The sequence below is a fragment of the Nocardia sp. NPDC057668 genome (assembly GCF_042799795.1).
Taxonomy (GTDB): Bacteria; Actinomycetota; Actinomycetes; order Mycobacteriales; family Mycobacteriaceae; genus Nocardia.
Map to the genome: position 1 here is coordinate 360,776 of NZ_JBHVIC010000001.1, position 16,190 is coordinate 376,965.

A 16,190-nucleotide genomic window follows, 5' to 3' on the forward strand; every position below is an offset into this window, starting at 1 on the left:
GGGTGTCGGTCTCCTTCAGCTCTAGTTGGTGAAGCCGTTTTCCGGGAACCAGGTGTTGTGGCTGGCGCCGCCGTCGACGTAGATGATCGAGCCGGTGGTGCCGGGCAGCCAGTCCGAGAGCAGGGTGACCACGGACTTGGCCACGACCGTCGGGTCGTCGACGTCCCAGCCAATGGGCGAGGCGCCGTCCCAGTAGGTGTTGAGCATGTTCAGCTGCTTGGCATCGTCGGTGGCGGTGCCCGCGATGGCCTTGGCGGCCAAGGTCTTGATCGGGCCCGCGGCGATGAGGTTGGAGCGAATGCGCTTGGCCTCGCCCACTTCCCGCGCCACGTAGCGGTTGACCGACTCGAGCGCGGCCTTGGCCACACCCATCCAGTTGTAGAACGGCATGGCGGTGCGCGGATCGAAGTCCATGCCCACGATCGAGCCGCCCTCGTTCATGGCGGGCAGCACGGCGCGGGCCAGGGAGGCGTAGCTCCAGGCCGAGATCTCGAAGGCCTTGGCGGCATCCGGGCCGGGCGCGTCCAGGAACGGCTTGGCCTCGGGGCCCATGAGGGTGCGCGGGGCGAAGGCGATGGAGTGCAGCACGCCGTCCACGCCTTCGGGCGCGAGCTCGCGAACCTTGTCGGCCAGCTCGCCCAGGTTCTCCTCGCTGGTGATGTCGAGGGGAATGGCCGGGGGCACCTCCTGCGGCAGGCGCTTGGCGATCCGGTCGATCAGCCGCAGCCGCTCCGGAATACCGGTGATGATCACCTTGGCGCCCTGCTCCTGCGCGACCGCGGCCGCGTGGAAGGCGATGGAGGAATCGGTGATGATCCCGGTGATGAGTACTGTCTTGCCTTCGAGCAATCCACCCATGGGTTGGTCGGTTCTCCTCGTTTGAAGTGCGTGGTCGGGAATTCGGAGCGCAGAGCTAGCCGAGCGAGATGCTCAGTGGCCCATACCCATTCCGCCGTCGACGGGAATGATCGCGCCGGAGATGTAGGAGGCGTCGTCCGAGGCCAGGAAGCTGATCACGCCGGCGACGTCCTCGGCCTGGCCGATGCGGCCGGCCGGAATGAACTCGAGCGCCTTCTCGCGCATCTCCGGGGTCATGTCCTCGCGGGTCATGTCGGTGTCGATCAGGCCCGGGGCCACCACGTTCGCGGTGATGTTGCGCTTGCCGACCTCGCGGGTGATGGCGCGGGCCATGCCGACCAGGCCGGACTTGGCAGCGGCGTAGTTGACCTGGCCGGGCGCGCCGATCTGGCCGACGACCGAGCCGAGGAAGATCACGCGACCCCAGCGGCCCTTGAGCATATTGCGGTTGGCGCGCTGGGCCACTCGCCACGCACCGGTCAGGTTGGCGTCGATGACGTTGGTGAACGCCTCTTCGCTCATCCGCATGAACAGGGTGTTCTCCACGATGCCCGCGTTGGCCACGACGACCTCGACGGGACCCTGCTTCGCCTCGACCTCGGCGAAGGCCGCGTCGACCGAAGCCGCGTCGGTCACATCGCATTTGACCGCGAGCAGACCTTCGGGCGCGCCCGAGCCGCGATGGGTGACGGCGACCTTGTGCCCGTCGGCGAGAAGGCGCTGGGCAACCGCGAGACCGATTCCGCGATTGCCGCCCGTAACCAGTACCGACCTGGATGTGTTCGACATGCCGTAGAACTTATCGGGTGCCGTTCCCTTTGCCTACATTGGGGCGAGGAATTCCTCTCCCCCGGCGCGGGCCGCGACACCCTACCTCGAGCGAGGCGAACCCCAGGTCAGCGACATGATCTCGCATTTCTGAAACAGATGCTATTCAAACCGCTAGGATGCCTCGATTGTCTTGAATACCCGCTTGTGAATGATCATGAGAATCCGCGCGATCGACCGTGAATACGACAGCGGCCGGCGCGCGAGAAGTCTCGCGCGCCGGCCGCTGTTCGATGATCCCGCTACGGAATTCGCTGCCGCAGCACCAGTCCGACGGCCGCGCCCGCCGCGACGAGCAAGCCCGCCAACAACATCCACGGCCGTGACGCGTCACCCCGGGTGGTCTCGAAGCCGATCTGCTCCTCCAGGGTGTCGTACACCTGGTTCAGCTCCTCGAGACTCGACGCGGTGTAGAACTCACCGCCCGAGAGCCTGGCGATCTCGCGCAGGGAATCGTCGTCGACCGGCACCTTGACCCGCTGTGAGCCCTTGCCGTCCTGATCCGGGATCTCCACCGTGCCCCAGCTGGTGCCGAAGGAAATGGTGGAGACCGGAATCCCCTTCTCCTTGGCCAGTCGCGCGGCGGTGAACCCGTGCCGCGGATTGTCCACGTCGTCGTCGGCCGGCACGGTCTGCTTGCCGTCCGACATCAGCACCACGCGCGCGGGCGGCGGGGTCTCCGCGCCGCCGAGCACCGAGGCCAGGGTGTCGATCGATTGCAGCGCGGTCAGAATGCCCTCACCGGTCGCGGTGCGCTCGGCCAGCTTGATCGAATCGATGGCGGCCTTGACCGCCTGCCGGTTCGTCGTCGGCGACATCTGCACCGAGGCGGTGCCCGCGAAGGTGACCAGGCCCAGGTTGATGCCCGGTGTCAGGCCGTCGGCGAACTCCTTCGCCGCCTCCTGGGCCACCTGCAGGCGGCTGGGCGGTACGTCGGTCGCCTCCATGGACAGCGAAACGTCCAGTACCAGCACCACGGTGGCGCGGTTGCGGGGCACCTTCTTGATCTCGGTGGGCCCGGCCGCGCCGATGGTGAAGGCGACCAGCCCGACCAGCAGCAGCGCCATCGGGATATGGCGCTGGGGACCGGGCCGCGTGGGCGCGACCTTCTCCAGCTGCTCCATATTGCTGAAGCGCAGCACGTGCTTGTACCGCGAACGCTGCACCAGCACGTAGCCAAGCGCGAGCGCCGCGACCACCGCCAGGAACAGGAACCAGATATAGGAAGTGAATCCGGAAATACTCACTGTCGCGGCACCAGCCGGGAAGTCGAGGCGCCGAAGGTATGGCGCCGGGTGGACACGAATCGAACCACGTCCGCGATCCAGTCGCGGTCGGTGCGCAGGCTCATCACCGGCGCGCCACAGCTGCGCAGAGACGCCTCCACCTGCACCCGATGCCGTTCGGCGGCGCGTGCGAAATCCGCACGCAGCGTGGGTGTCACGCTGAACTCGCGGGTGCGCCCGGTCTCGGGGTCGTGCAGCACCACATCGCCGATGTCGGGGAGTTCGAGATCGCGCGGATCCAGCACCTCGACCGCGAGCAGATCGTGACGGCCGGAGATGGCGCGCAGCGAACGCTGCCAGTCCACCTCGCCCAGGAAATCGGAGATGACCACGGCCAGACCGCGTTTGCGCTGCGGACGGCGCAGCGACTCGATGGCCCCGGCCAGATCACCGCGCACCCCGTCGGGGGCGTGCGGGGTGGTGGCGATCTTGCGCAGCATGGTCTGCGCGTGCACCCGGCCGCTGCGGGCCGGAATGCGGATCAGCTGTTCGCCGTTGGCGACGACCGCGCCGATGCGATTGCCGCCGCCGCTGGTCAGATGCGTGACCGCGGCGGCTGCGGCCACCGCGAGATCGCGCTTCTGACAGGCGGCGGTGCCGAAGTCCAGGCTGGCGGACAGGTCCACCACCAGCCAGGTCTCGAGTTCGCGATCGGCGATCGACTGGCGCACGTGCGCGTGCGTGGTGCGGGCGGTGACCGACCAATCCATCTGGCGCACATCGTCGCCCGGCTGATACATCCGCGCGTCACCGGCGTCGGAGCCCGGCCCCGGGATCAGGCCCAGGTGATCACCGTGCAGGACGCCGTCCAGACGCCGGCGCACGGTGAGCTCGAGGGTCTTGAGCGCGGCCGACAGGTGCGGGTCGGTCAGCTCGCCCGACCGGAATGACGGCGGGGCGTGCGGGGAACCGCTGGGAGATGAGTTCGTCACGGGCGCAACCGGATCCGAGGCCCGCCTCACTTAGGCTGAGGCTGGCCGGGGACCTGGGGCACTTGACCGTTGGGCGGCTGCGGAATGCTCTGCTGCGGCGGCTGCGGGATGCCCTGCGGCGCACCGCCGTGCGGCCCGGCCGGAGCGGCGGGCGCGGACGGGATCGGCGCGGGCGCGCTCGCACCGGGCGCGACGGCCTGCGGGGCAACCTGCGGCAGGCCGACGGTCTGCAGCACGCGGCGGATCACGTCGTCGGGCGAGATCTCGTCGGCCAGCGCGTCGTAGGAGAGCACCAGGCGGTGCCGCAGCACGTCCGGGATCACCTCGACCACATCCTGCGGCACGACGTAGTCGCGGCCGCGGATCAGCGCCACCGCGCGGGCCGCGGCGATGATGCCGAGGCTGGCGCGCGGGGAGGCGCCGTAGGAGATCCAGCAGGCCACATCGTGCATGCCGAACTCGGCGGGCTTGCGGGTGGCGGCGATGACGCGCACGACGTAATCGACCAGCGCGTGGTGCACGAAGGTGTTGGCGGCCAGCTTCTGCAGCCGCACCACCTCTTCGGGCGACAGGATCGCCTTTGCCTCGGGCGGGGTGACGCCCATCCGGTAGATGATCTCGCGCTCCTCCTCGACGGAGGGGTAGTCCACGACCACCTTGAACAGGAAGCGGTCACGCTGCGCCTCGGGCAGCGGGTACACGCCTTCGCTCTCGATGGGGTTCTGAGTCGCCATGACCAGGAACGGGTTCGGCATCGGGTAGGTCTTGCCGCCGATGGACACGTGCCGCTCGGCCATGACCTCGAGCAGCGCCGACTGCACCTTGGCCGGCGCGCGGTTGATCTCGTCCGCCAGCACGAAGTTCGCGACGACCGGGCCGAGCTCGGTGTCGAACTCCTCGCGGCCCTGGCGGTAGATACGGGTGCCGACGAGGTCGGTCGGCACCAGGTCGGGGGTGAACTGCACGCGGGAGAAGCTGCCGCCCACCACCTTTGCGAACGTCTCCACGGCCAGGGTCTTGGCGATACCCGGCACACCCTCGAGCAGCACGTGGCCGCGCGCGAGCACACCCACCAGCAAACGTTCGACCAGTCGATCCTGGCCGACGATCACTCGTTTGACTTCGTAGATCGCCTTTTCCAGGGTCTGGACATCGCGCTCGAGGGTGTTCGGCGGCGGCGCGTCCTTCACCGTGCTTACCCCGCTCACACCATCAGTCGAAGTCACCAACATCCCCGCTTTCGCTTTGGTCCTGTGCGTGCTGCCACAACTATTCCAGGTATCCCGCGCGTTCGCCGCACCCGGTTGCGATCGCGGGTGTCGAGCCGCCTCGAAATCGGCGGACGCGCGCGGAAAGTCTCCCGAACTCCGAACAATGGCCGGGCATTCACATTAGCTATAACGCCGGGTCGAATCACGACTCGATCGCGGCCCTCGGCCCTGCTCACCCCCGGCAACCCGGTCACCGGGAGGTTCGGCAACCCGCTGGTATCCGCCGCGCTCGGGCGCGTCCGGAACGCGGGCCGGGCCGGGGCCCGAGTGCACATCGGAAAAATGGCCCCGGGCATTTCACCGAAAGGGACACGGAATGATCACGCCTGGGTACAGTTTCTGAAACGTCACCACACCAACATCGAATTCGGCGTTCGCCGACCCCCCCGATGACTTCGCTGATCTACCGAGGACGTGCCGTGCCGCTGCACCGAGAGACACCCGGTTCCCTATCCGTCCTGGACCTGCTCGGCGAGGCCGACACCGCCGGAGCGGTCAGTCACCGCGCCGACAGCGGTTCGCCGTGGGGCATGCGCGGCCTGTCCGGCGCCGCCGTCGCCGCGGGCGCACTGCTCGCCACCACGGTCCAGCTCACCCCCGCGACCGCGAGCGCCGCGCCCACCGAGGCCAAGGGCACGCTCGATGCCTCCGAGGTCGCGGTGGCGCCGAATCCGTTCCAGGTGGCGCTCGAGGTCGTCGCCTCCTACGTGCCGCAGGTGGCTCCGCCCGCCGTTCCGGCCGCACCCGTGTTCGCCGAATCCCCCGGGGACATCAGCGATGTCGCGCCCGCGCCCGCCGCCGAGGTGGCCGCGCCCTTCGGCCTGGCGAATCTGCCCCAGGAGATCCGCGGGCCGCTGGCGCAGGCCGAACAGGCCATCAAGAACATTCAGCAGATGGCCGCGCCCGCCATCCCCCAGCTGCCCGCTATTCCGCAGCTGGCGCCGCCGGTCTCGGCTCCCGCGGTGCTGCCCGTGGGCGGCGAGATCAGCTCCGGCTTCGGAAGCCGCTGGGGCGCCATGCATTACGGCGTCGACATCGCCGACGCCCTGGGCACCCCGATTCACTCGGCGATGGGCGGCACCGTGGTCGAGGCCGGCCCCGCCTCGGGCTTCGGACTGTGGGTCCGCGTACTGCAGGACGACGGGACCACCGCCGTCTACGGGCACGTGAACGACATCTACGCCCAGGAGGGGCAGCGGGTGAACGCGGGCGACGTGATCGCCTCGGTCGGCAACCGCGGCCAATCCACCGGACCGCATCTGCACCTGGAGATCTGGGACGCGGACGGCAGCAAGATGGATCCGGTGGCCTGGCTCGCCGCCAAGGGCGTGATCATGGAACAGCACTGGGGCGCGGACTAGACGGACCGCCGCCGCGCGAGGTTTCGCTCGCGCGGCCCGGGTCCGCCCGGCGGGGTCACGACCCCGCCCCCGCAACGACAAACGGTCGGCCACACTGGATTCCAGTGTGCCGACCGTTGTCGTTGGCGCGTGGGTGACTAGCCCGCCATCGAGGCGTAGCCGATCAGCAGCTGCTCGGACTCGGCCGAGAACTTCCAGGTCCCGCCGACGTTCACCCAGGTGACCGGGATCGGGTAGTTGTAGCTGCCGAGGCGGCTGTTCAGATTCGCGGACAGCACGTCGCCGTCGACCGAGATCGGGCCGCTGACGTCCCAGCTGTAGCCGGGGATGGCGGCGATGGTGCGGCCGACGCCCTGGATGCCGGCGGCGTTGCCCGACTCGAGCTCGGCGGCATTGCCGTTCAGCGCGGACTGGAGCTTGCCCTGCAGCTCGCCCGCCGAAGGCGTGGCCGGAGCGGCGATCGCAACGGGAGCGGTGAGCACCACGGCGGCGGACACGGGCAGCAGCAGCCCGGCGGTCGCCATCGAGGCCGCGAGGAACTTGCGAATCATGGGTAGTTCTCCTTGTGCATAGGTTAGCCTAAGCATATTCCACACGAACGACCCCCGCGTCAACTCCGTGCCCGGACTCGCACCGGCGGCGGCGCGCGGTAGCGAGCCGATTCGTACACCGACCAGTTTCCACGTTGCCGTGCGCGCGGCGCGCGCTTACCGCACACTGATCTCCTGGCAAACGCCGTGCGCGAGCGGCGTTTTCACGCGGGAGCACGAATGACTGCTACTTCTCCTCCGTCCGATGATGAACGCCGCCTCGCCGAACTCGGCTATAAACAGGAGCTTTCCCGGTCCTGGTCCGGGTTCTCCAACTTCGCCATCAGCTTCACGATTGTGTCCATCCTCACTGGCGGGCTGGCGAGCTACGGCATCGGCCTGGCCAACGGCGGGCCGATCACCATGGCGTGGGGCTGGCCACTGGTCTCGGTGATGGTGCTGTTCGTCGGGCTGGCCATGGCCGAATTGGCCTCGGCCTACCCCACTTCCGGCGGCCTGTACTGGTGGGCGTCCGAACTCGGCGGGCCGATCTGGGGCTGGTTCACCGGCTGGTTCAACCTGATCGGGCAGATCGCGGTGACCGCCGCCATCGATTACGGCGCAGCCATTTTCACCACGGCGGTGCTCAATGTTATCGGCATCGAAATCGGAACCGACCGCACCGCAATCTTTTTGGTGTTCGCAGCCATTCTGGTGCTGCACGCGATATTGAACGCGATAGGTCCGCAACTGTCCGCGGCGATCAACAACATCTCCGCCTGGTGGCACGTGGGCGGTGTGGCCATCTTCGTCCTGGTGCTCGGGATCGGCGCCGAACACCATCAGAGCATCGGCTGGGTCTTCACCGAGACGGTGGACAACAGCGCGGTCGGATTCGGCGGCGTGGCTTTCAGTTTCCTGCTCGGCCTGCTGCACGCCCAGTACACCTTCACCGGATACGACGCCTCCGCGCACATGTCCGAGGAGACGCACGACGCCTCGCGGATGGCGGCCAAGGGCATCATCAACACGACCATCGTCTCGGCGGTGGCGGGCTATCTGCTGATCCTGGCGGTGACCTTCGCGATCCGCGATCTGGACAAGACCCTGGATCCCGCGCTCAACAGCGGCTATCCGGTGATCTACATCCTGGAGAACGCGCTGAGCCCGTTCTGGTCCGGGCTGCTGCTGGTGATCGCCGCGATCGCCCAATTGTTCTGCGGCTACGCCTCGGTCACCTCGGCCTCGCGCATGCTGTTCGCTTTCGCCCGCGACGGCGCGGTGCCGGGTTCGGCGCTGTGGTCGAAGCTGTCCGCGCGCAAGGTGCCGGTGAACGCGGTGCTGTTCATCTCGTTCTTCGCCTTCGTGCTGCTGATCCCCTCGATGCTGGTGCCCGCGGCCAACGCGCCGACCGCCTACGCCGCGGCCACCTCGGTGGCGACGATCGGGCTCTACATCGCCTACGGCATTCCGATTCTGCTGCGCCAGCGCCACGGCGGCCGTTTCCGCACCGGGCCATGGCAACTCGGGTCCTGGTATCGCCCGGTCGGCGCGATCGCCCTGCTGTGGATCGTGTTCATCAGCCTGCTGTTCATCCTGCCCATGGACGATCGCGGCTACCCGTGGAACGACGAATTCACCTGGACCGCGGTCAATTACGCCCCGTTGACCCTGGTCGGGGTGGTGGGCGCGATCGCGGTGTGGTGGTTCGCCTCGGCGCGGCGCTGGTTCACCGGACCCAAGCGCACGGTGGCCGAACCGCCGGAGAACGCGCCCGCGGTGGAATCCGCCTAGCTCGTCCACGACGAAAGGATCGCCGCCGGAATGATTTCCGGCGGCGATCCGCCTGCTCGGGCAACCCCGCGGTCCGGCGCTATCCGACCGTGGCCGTCGCCGTCCTGGGCCAGCGCCGGTGTTCGGCGTCGATGATGAAGGCGTGGGTGTGCTGGTAGATCCCCTCGCCGACGCGGATAGCGTCGACCAGCCGAGCGGGATCGATGGTGCCCTCGGCGTGCAGGTGGGTGATCTCGGCGGGGTCGTGCCGGGGCCACATACCCACGGCCACGGCGATTCCCAGCACCGCGAGCACGGTCAGGACCACCAGGGCGGCGGTGAAACCGGCGCCCGCCGTCACCCAGCCGGCGATCGGGTAGGCGACCAGCCAGGCCACGTGGGAGAGCGAGAACTGGGCGGCGAACAACGCGGGCCGGTCGGCGGGCTGGGCCGAGCGTCGCAGCACCTGACCGGTCGGGGTGAGCACCGCGGCGGTGCCCGCGCCCACCACGGCCCAGGCCGCCAGCGCCGCGCCCCAGCGCCAGTCGCCGGCGCCCGCGGTGGACAGCGCCACGATCGAGACGAGTCCGGTGAGCAGCACGGCGGCCCCGGTGAGCATGACCGGGCGCGGCTCGACGCGATCGAGCACCCGGGGCAACAACAGAGCGCTGAGCATGGTGCCGAAACCGTTGGCCGCCAGCAGGATCGCGACCCCGGTCTGCGTGCCGCCCAGGGTGTCGCGCACGTAGTTGACGGTATTGACCATGATCACCGAGCCCGCGGCGGCGACCACCAGGTTGAGCCCGAGCAGTCCGCGCAGACGCGGGGTGGCGGCGAAGATGCGCATGCCCAGCACGACGCGCTCGCGGAACGAGCCCGCGCTCACCGTGCCGGCGTTCGGGATACGGGTGGCCAGCACCAGCGCGCCCGAGAGCATGAAGCCGACGGCGGTGCCGACGAACAGCCAGTGGTAGCTCATCAGCAGCAGCGCGGCCGCGGCCAGCATCGGACTCAGCAGCGTTTCCATGGTGGCGGCCAGCTGCGCGGCCGACAGCGCCCGGGTGTAGTCGCGCTCGTCGGGCAGGATGTCGGGGATTATCGCCTGGTAGGTGGGGGTGAACGCGGCCGAGGCGGTCTGCAGCACGGCGATCAGCGCGTAGATCTGCCAGACCTGGTCGATGAACGGCAGCGCCAGCACCACCAGCGCGCGAATCGCGTTGAGCGCGACCAGGAATCCCCGGCGCGGGAAGCGATCCGCATAGGCGGCGACGATCGGCGCGACGGTGACGTAGACCAGCATCTTGATCGTCAGGGCGGTGCCCAGGACGGCGGTCGCGTCCGCCCCGGCGAGTTCGTAGGCGAGCAGGCCCAGGGCGACGGTGGTGAGCCCGGTGCCGAACAGGGCGGACACCTGGGCGGTGAACAGCCTCAGGTAGTCGCGGTTGCGCAGGAGTGCGGTGATCATCGAGTCGGTCCTTCGTGACATGGCGGCGGCCCATCACGTCCGGGAGAGCGCCGTCCCGGCCCGGGCGCCGGAGACACCGGCGCCCGGGGGCGGAATCAATCCTGAACGAGCTGGTAGCCGAGGTTTCGGACGGTGTTCTGGATCAGGTTGTCATCGAGCGCACCGCCGATGACGGTCATCCGGCCGGTGGCGAGTTCGATGTCCACGCCGTCGATGCCGGAGAGCTTGCCGATCTCGTTCTTGACCTTGCCTACGCAGCCGCCACAGGACATGCCGGACACGGTGTAGGTGCTCGTACTCGTCTCGGCGCTCATATCGCTCCTCCTTGTGCCGCGGGGCTTTCCCGAGGAGACCGTACGATGAATCCGCCCGAATGTAAACCCCTACCCCCTAGGGGTATATGTCACAGTGCTCCGCACTCTCGATGAGCGCCCCGGAAAACCCCGCCGATCGACGAGCGAATTCGCCCGCGGTGGACGAGTATCGAAGTGTGGCGGGAGAATTCGTACCGGTTCCGGATTGGTTCGCGTGGCAGAACCAGGACTGCGGCGTCGCGATCGGCGACCTCAGCGGCGACGGCACTCCGGATGTCGTGGTGCTCATGGTCGACGACCCCGAGGGACAGAACGCCGGGCTCTACCGGGTGGGCGCGGGTCTGGGCCGCGACGGCTCGGTGCGCGACTGGGGACCGTGGCTGGCGGTTCCGGACTGGTTCGGCTGGGAAAACCAGGGCGCGGGCATCGCGGTCGCCGATCTGAGCGGCAACGACGTGCTCGACCTGGTGGTCTTCGTGGTGGACAACCCGGCGGACCAGAACCAGGGTTACTACCGCATCGGCCGGGATCTGGCCGCCGACGGCGCCGTTACCGGCGGCTGGACGCCGTGGCTGCCGGTCCCGGACTGGTACGGCTGGGAGAACCAGGGCGCCGACATCTGCCTGACCCGGATAGAAGGGCAGCCCACGCTCGTGGTGCTGGCGGTCGACAATCCACGGGGCCCGAACTCCGGGCAGTTCCGACTGGCCAAGGGCTTGAACGCCGACGGCGCGGTCGCCGAGTGGACGCCGTGGGTGGCGGTTCCCGACTGGTACGGCTGGGAGAACCAGGGCGCGGGCATCGCGGCCGCCGATCTCGACGGCGACGGCAGACCCGAACTGCTCGTGTTCGCCGTCGACAATCCCGACGGGCCGAACGCCGGGGTCTACACCATCGGCTGGGGCCTGGACGGCAGCGGGCACGCGCTCGACGGCTGGAGCGGATGGACGAAGACCCCGTGGCGTTTCGCCGAGAACCAGGGCGCGGCAACGGCTCTGCTCGACACCGGCGGCGCGGCCCCGGAGCTGGTGGTCTGCGTGATCGACGCCCCCGACGGGCCCAATGCCGGCTACCTGCGGGTGCTCGAGCTCGACACCGATCTCGGCCATGCCGCGCACCACGGGCTGTGGCGCATTCTCGATTTCGGCACCGAGATCAATCCGGTGCACGCCGCCCTGCTGAACACCGGTGACATCCTGTTCTTCGCGGGCTCCGGCAACGACCCGGAACACCATGCGGCACAGGAGTTCCGGACTCGCGTCTGGCACTACCCGAATCCGGGGCTCAGCGCACCGGACACCCCCATCGACCTGTTCTGCGTCGGTCAGGCCTTCCTGCCCGACGGCAGACTGCTCGCGGCCGGCGGCACCGAGCACTACGACCCGTTCTACGGCCTGCCCGACGCGCTGATCTTCGATCCCGCCACCCTGAGCTGGAACGCGGTGCCGGACATGGCCTTCGGCCGCTGGTACCCGTCACTGGCGACCCTGCCCGACGGCAACATCGTCGCCGTCTCCGGGCTCGGCGCCGACAACTTCCTCTCGGTGGTGCCCGAACTGTTCGACGCCGCCACCGAAACCTGGTCGCCGCTACCGGTTCCCGGCCCGATCCCGATGTACGGCCACCTCGTCCTGCTCGCCGACGGGCGGCTGTTCTACACTGGCGGCCAGTACGGCGGGAACAACGGCATGCGCCCGTCGCTGTGGGATCCGAGCACCGGGGCCGTCACCGAGGTGCCCGGGCTCACCGATCCCGGATCGCGCAATCAGGCCGCCAGCGTGCTGCTGCCGCCCGCCCAGGATCAGCGCGTGCTCATTCTGGGCGGCGGTGGCTACGACATGCACAGTCCCGCACCCGCACTGGCCGACGCGCGAATCGTGGACACCGCGGCGGCGGAACCGCGGTACGAGGCGGTGCGGCCGATGGACCATGCGCGCATGCACCTGAGCGCGGTCCTGCTGCCCGATCGAACCGTCCTGGCGACCGGCGGCTCGGGCATGGAGGAGATGGCGCACGCCGCCCCGCCGCACGGCGAGATCTACTCCCCCGCCGACGACGCCTGGATGCATACCGCGCCCTGCCGGGTCCCGCGTCTCTACCACTCGATCGCGCTGCTCACCCCCGACGGGAAGGTCGTCACCGCGGGCTCCAACCCGGCCCGCAAGACCGAAGAGCTGCGCATCGAAATCTATTGGCCGCCGTATCTTTTCACCGAGACCAGGCCGGTGCTGACGCTCACGGCCGACGAGGCGGCCTACGGCGGCTCGATCGTCGTGACCACCGGCGGCCCGATTCGCGAGGCCAGTCTCGTGCGTCCGGGCGCGTGCACGCACTCGTGCGACAACGAACAGCGGCTGATCGACCTGGAGTTCAGCGGCCCGCCGGACGCGCTGACCCTGACCATGCCCGGCAATCCGGCGCTCGCCCCGCCCGGTTGGTATCTGGTGTTCGTGGTGGACGAAGCCGGCACCCCGTCGATCGGCCGGTGGTTACGCCTGCACTGACCGAACCGAAGCCCACGCGGCCCGGCGCACCGGACCTCGCGCGACCCGCGTCCGCATACGAATCCGGCCGCCACGCCGGAACTCGGCATGGCGGCCGGAACCACGTCGGTTCGACGTGCGGCCGTCCGAGGATCGCCGAACGGCTATCCCAGGGTTACGAGCTTGGCCTGGCCCTCGATCACGGACTCGGCCTTGTCCACCAGCGCGGCCCGCACCTGCACCTTGTCCCCGGCCTTCAACGTGCCGTCGGCGCCGTTGATGCCCGCGAGGGTTACCACGGTGGTCTGCTTCTTGCCGTCGCAGACCGGTGCGGCCTCGGTGCCGGTGGCCGAGGGCTGCTCGGCGTCGGGCGCACCGACCAGGACATTGATGGCCGTGATCCCCGCGTCGGCGTCACAGCTGTAATCGATGCCGACGTTCACGGGCCCGACGGCGCTGACGTCGATGGCGTTGTCCGCGAGCGCGGGTCCGGCGCCGATGACGGCGGCCGTCCCCAACGCTCCGAGCGCGGCCAGCACGAGCGCGGACCGGCGGTGATTCCGAATAGTAGAAGCCATAGATCTACGTCCTCCTGAGCTAGGAAACCGGATCGGCGTACACAATCGGAAGAGCACGGCGCAAGCGCGCCGCGCACCCATCCTCTACCACTGGCAATCAGCTAGCAACCACTTCTCGCGGATTCGCGGCCGAAACGGCGAGCGGGAACCGGCCGCCGCGCCCCTACCCGGGGCCGACCGCCGGTTCCCGCTCGATGGGTTCGATCCCTCGGTGGATACCGAGAAAGAAGACCAATCGGTTTCTCATGTGCGCCGCGCGCCCTCGTGCGCATCCGGCAACGCCCCGAGCGCACAGATCGCGCCCGGCCGCCGGGCGCGTCGGCGCGGTCCGGCGTCATGACCGCGAACGGGCCGACGGCCTGTCCGGTCGACAACGAATTCGAGACTGCGCGAGAGCAGGCCACCGCCCAGGTCGTCGCCGCCGGGGCGGGTGCGCGCACACCTGCTTCTCCTTCACCGCGGGCGTGCGTGCCCGATCGCACGCATCGGTTTCTCCTTCACCGCGACCGTGCGTGCCGATCGCACGCATCGGCAAGACTGCCGCAACAGCGTCAGTCGCGCGGCGAATCAGGCCGGTGCGCAGGCGAGTTCGGTGCGCCCGGTGATCCGGATGCGCGAGCCCGCGATGAACCCCGTGAACGTGCGCCGCCCGTGCTGCGACTCGACCTCGGTCGTGCAGTCGGTCAGGCACAGCGCCCGCGCCCAGGCCGTGAGATAGCGGTCCGTCCATTCGGGCTGCTCGGCCGGCGCGACCCGGCCGCGGAACTCCTCGGCCACCTGCTGTTCGGCATAGGGCAGCGAGTACACCCCGCGCCGCCACACCCACACCAGCGGAGGTAGATCCACCCCGGACTCGGCGACGGCCCGCGCGTTCACCGCATCCGACACCGCGTCGGCAACCTCCGTCGTCAATGAAAGCAATTGCGTTTCAGTCGGATAAGCCGTCATGCCACGCACACTCTCACCGATCACCGGCAAACCGGTGTCACCACGCTGGCACACCCTCCGGATGCGCACCGTTTGCCCGAATCGCGGGATTCGCCGCCGGTCAGCGTGGGCAGGCACGGTGGCCGTCAGTCGCGGACGCCGGCCAGATCGCGCCGGACCTCGCGCTGGGCGTAGGCGGTGCGCTGTTCGTGCTGGCGGTAGTCCAGGTCCGCGCCGCCGCCGAGCGCCGCGGCGGCGCGCAGGGTGGCCCAGATTCCGAGGGGCAGCAGCAGGGTGGTGGGCTCGATCATGATTCATCCACTTCGTCGGGGTTGGGAATCGATGGGTTGAAAACTGTTCAGCGGTCGAGGAATTCGAGAATCGCGGGCCAGGTGGTGGTCGCGGCGTCGGGGCCGACCACCAGGCCGAGGTGCCCGCCGGTAACTTCTTCGAAGCGCACGTCGGGTGAGCCGGTGAGGATGTCCAGGCCCCGGCGCACACCGGCGGCGGGGACCAGGACGTCGGTGCGGCTGCCGATCAGCAGGACCGGGCAGGTCAGCTTCGCGAGCTCGACGGTGAGGTCCGAGCGCAGGCGGATGACGCCGTCGGCGAGTTCGTTGCGCAGGATCAGACTGCGGTAGATCTGCCAGTACGAGCGGCCCGGGTACCCGGGCATGGACGCGGTGAATCGGTCCACCGCGGTCATCCGTGCCAGCGCTTCGGCGTCGTGCGCGTTGCGGGCCAGGAACAGCGGGCGCGTCAGCTCACGATCCAGGGCCTGGATCCGGAAGCCGATGCGCACGAATTCCTGCGGAATCCCGCCCATGAGCTTGGTCGCCCACGCGATCTCCCGGCCGCCGGTGAGTCGCCCGGCCTGGCGGATCGGGCCGAGAAAAACCGTGTGCCGCTGGTCGATCGGGGGCGCGAGCGCGGTGATGGACGCGATCGGCAGATCCGCCTGCGCGGCGGCGGCCAGCATGGCCAGCACCCCGCCCAGCGACCATCCGACGATGTGCACCGGCCCGTCGTGTTCGGCGGCCACCCGGCGCACCGCGGCGGGCACGATGTCGTGCGTCCAATCCTCCAGTCCCAGCTTGCGATCCGCGGAGGTGAACTCGCCGTAGTCGATCACGTAGGGCTGTTTGCCGTGCTCGATCAGGTGCCGGACCAGGCTCTGCCCCGGGCGCAGATCGAAGCATGCGGGGGTCGAGCCCAGCGGAGGCACCAGCAGCACCGGATCGGTGGCTCGGGGCAGTGCGGTGATGTCGCGCGGCGTCGAATGGTCCGCCCCGCCGGCCTCGTCCGGCATCTCGTAGCGGCGCAGGTCCGCGTGCGGGCGGGACTCGATCGACACGCTCGGGGCCGGGCGGGGCGGCTCGATGCCGCCACCGAAGGACGCCGACCACAGATTGCGCACCGCGCGCGGCAACTCCGCCACGTTGGCGACCACCGGTTCTCCTCACGCCTGGGCTCCGCGGGCTGGCGGAAGCTCACCGGAGTTTATCGAGACTTGGCGTAACAGGTAAATCCTGACGGGCCGAGGTGCGCGACCTCACACTCCCGGCCGCCCGTGTCGAACCCCTT

The 16,190-nt window shown here is 69.1% G+C and carries 15 protein-coding genes; 3 read left to right on the forward strand and 12 right to left on the reverse strand.

Features of this window, described 5'->3' with window-relative positions; genetic code table 11:
- Positions 1-21: 21 nt before the first annotated feature.
- The 5 genes from inhA to ACFVBH_RS01810 form a co-directional block, all read right to left on the reverse strand.
- Positions 22-858 carry an NADH-dependent enoyl-ACP reductase InhA gene (gene inhA, locus ACFVBH_RS01790; protein ID WP_354990747.1) on the reverse strand — a complete coding sequence of 279 codons (837 nt, stop codon included), beginning with the start codon at positions 856-858 and terminating at the stop codon, positions 22-24.
- 72 nt (positions 859-930) lie between these two features.
- The gene (gene fabG1, locus ACFVBH_RS01795; RefSeq protein ID WP_354990746.1) at positions 931-1,647 is read right to left on the reverse strand and encodes a 3-oxoacyl-ACP reductase FabG1; all 717 of its coding nucleotides are present in this window, start codon (positions 1,645-1,647) and stop codon (positions 931-933) included.
- A 281-nt stretch (positions 1,648-1,928) separates the two neighbouring features.
- Positions 1,929-2,933 (reverse strand): VWA domain-containing protein, encoded by a 1,005-nt coding sequence (locus ACFVBH_RS01800; RefSeq protein WP_354991867.1) that lies wholly within the window; start codon positions 2,931-2,933, stop codon positions 1,929-1,931.
- Positions 2,930-3,904, reverse strand: coding sequence for a DUF58 domain-containing protein (locus tag ACFVBH_RS01805; RefSeq protein WP_354991868.1), 975 nt, complete (start codon positions 3,902-3,904; stop codon positions 2,930-2,932). Before ACFVBH_RS01805 ends, ACFVBH_RS01800 begins: the two co-directional genes overlap by 4 nt.
- Before the next feature lie 26 nt (positions 3,905-3,930).
- Positions 3,931-5,136 carry an AAA family ATPase gene (locus tag ACFVBH_RS01810; RefSeq protein ID WP_378998859.1) on the reverse strand — a complete coding sequence of 402 codons (1,206 nt, stop codon included), beginning with the start codon at positions 5,134-5,136 and terminating at the stop codon, positions 3,931-3,933.
- A 458-nt stretch (positions 5,137-5,594) separates the two neighbouring features.
- On the opposite strand from ACFVBH_RS01810, the gene ACFVBH_RS01815 reads away from it, so the two are divergent.
- Positions 5,595-6,536 carry a M23 family metallopeptidase gene (locus ACFVBH_RS01815; RefSeq protein ID WP_354985401.1) on the forward strand — a complete coding sequence of 314 codons (942 nt, stop codon included), beginning with the start codon at positions 5,595-5,597 and terminating at the stop codon, positions 6,534-6,536.
- 137 nt (positions 6,537-6,673) lie between these two features.
- Here the strand turns inward: ACFVBH_RS01815 and ACFVBH_RS01820 are convergent, their stop codons facing one another.
- Positions 6,674-7,087 carry a hypothetical protein gene (locus ACFVBH_RS01820; RefSeq protein WP_354985400.1) on the reverse strand — a complete coding sequence of 138 codons (414 nt, stop codon included), beginning with the start codon at positions 7,085-7,087 and terminating at the stop codon, positions 6,674-6,676.
- A 219-nt stretch (positions 7,088-7,306) separates the two neighbouring features.
- Here ACFVBH_RS01820 and ACFVBH_RS01825 point away from each other — a divergent pair, with 219 nt between their 5' ends.
- The gene (locus tag ACFVBH_RS01825) at positions 7,307-8,860 is read left to right on the forward strand and encodes an amino acid permease (RefSeq protein ID WP_378998862.1); all 1,554 of its coding nucleotides are present in this window, start codon (positions 7,307-7,309) and stop codon (positions 8,858-8,860) included.
- 79 nt (positions 8,861-8,939) lie between these two features.
- Here ACFVBH_RS01825 and ACFVBH_RS01830 read toward each other — a convergent pair whose 3' ends face one another.
- The gene (locus ACFVBH_RS01830; protein ID WP_378998864.1) at positions 8,940-10,304 is read right to left on the reverse strand and encodes an MFS transporter; all 1,365 of its coding nucleotides are present in this window, start codon (positions 10,302-10,304) and stop codon (positions 8,940-8,942) included.
- A 95-nt stretch (positions 10,305-10,399) separates the two neighbouring features.
- The gene (locus ACFVBH_RS01835; RefSeq protein WP_378998867.1) at positions 10,400-10,618 is read right to left on the reverse strand and encodes a heavy-metal-associated domain-containing protein; all 219 of its coding nucleotides are present in this window, start codon (positions 10,616-10,618) and stop codon (positions 10,400-10,402) included.
- Positions 10,619-10,794: 176 nt separating this feature from the next.
- On the opposite strand from ACFVBH_RS01835, the gene ACFVBH_RS01840 reads away from it, so the two are divergent.
- Complete coding sequence (locus tag ACFVBH_RS01840; RefSeq protein ID WP_378998869.1) at positions 10,795-13,122, forward strand: galactose oxidase-like domain-containing protein; 2,328 nt, start codon at positions 10,795-10,797, stop codon at positions 13,120-13,122.
- Between the two features lie 143 nt (positions 13,123-13,265).
- Here the strand turns inward: ACFVBH_RS01840 and ACFVBH_RS01845 are convergent, their stop codons facing one another.
- From ACFVBH_RS01845 to ACFVBH_RS01860, 4 genes are all read right to left on the reverse strand, one after another.
- Positions 13,266-13,679 carry a hypothetical protein gene (locus tag ACFVBH_RS01845; RefSeq protein WP_354985395.1) on the reverse strand — a complete coding sequence of 138 codons (414 nt, stop codon included), beginning with the start codon at positions 13,677-13,679 and terminating at the stop codon, positions 13,266-13,268.
- 567 nt (positions 13,680-14,246) lie between these two features.
- Complete coding sequence (locus tag ACFVBH_RS01850; RefSeq protein ID WP_354985394.1) at positions 14,247-14,591, reverse strand: hypothetical protein; 345 nt, start codon at positions 14,589-14,591, stop codon at positions 14,247-14,249.
- Positions 14,592-14,752: 161 nt separating this feature from the next.
- Positions 14,753-14,917: a hypothetical protein gene (locus ACFVBH_RS01855; RefSeq protein ID WP_354985393.1), complete on the reverse strand. Its 165-nt coding sequence runs from the start codon at positions 14,915-14,917 to the stop codon at positions 14,753-14,755.
- 47 nt (positions 14,918-14,964) lie between these two features.
- Complete coding sequence (locus ACFVBH_RS01860; RefSeq protein WP_378998872.1) at positions 14,965-16,056, reverse strand: alpha/beta fold hydrolase; 1,092 nt, start codon at positions 16,054-16,056, stop codon at positions 14,965-14,967.
- Between the last annotated feature and the right edge of the window lie 134 nt (positions 16,057-16,190).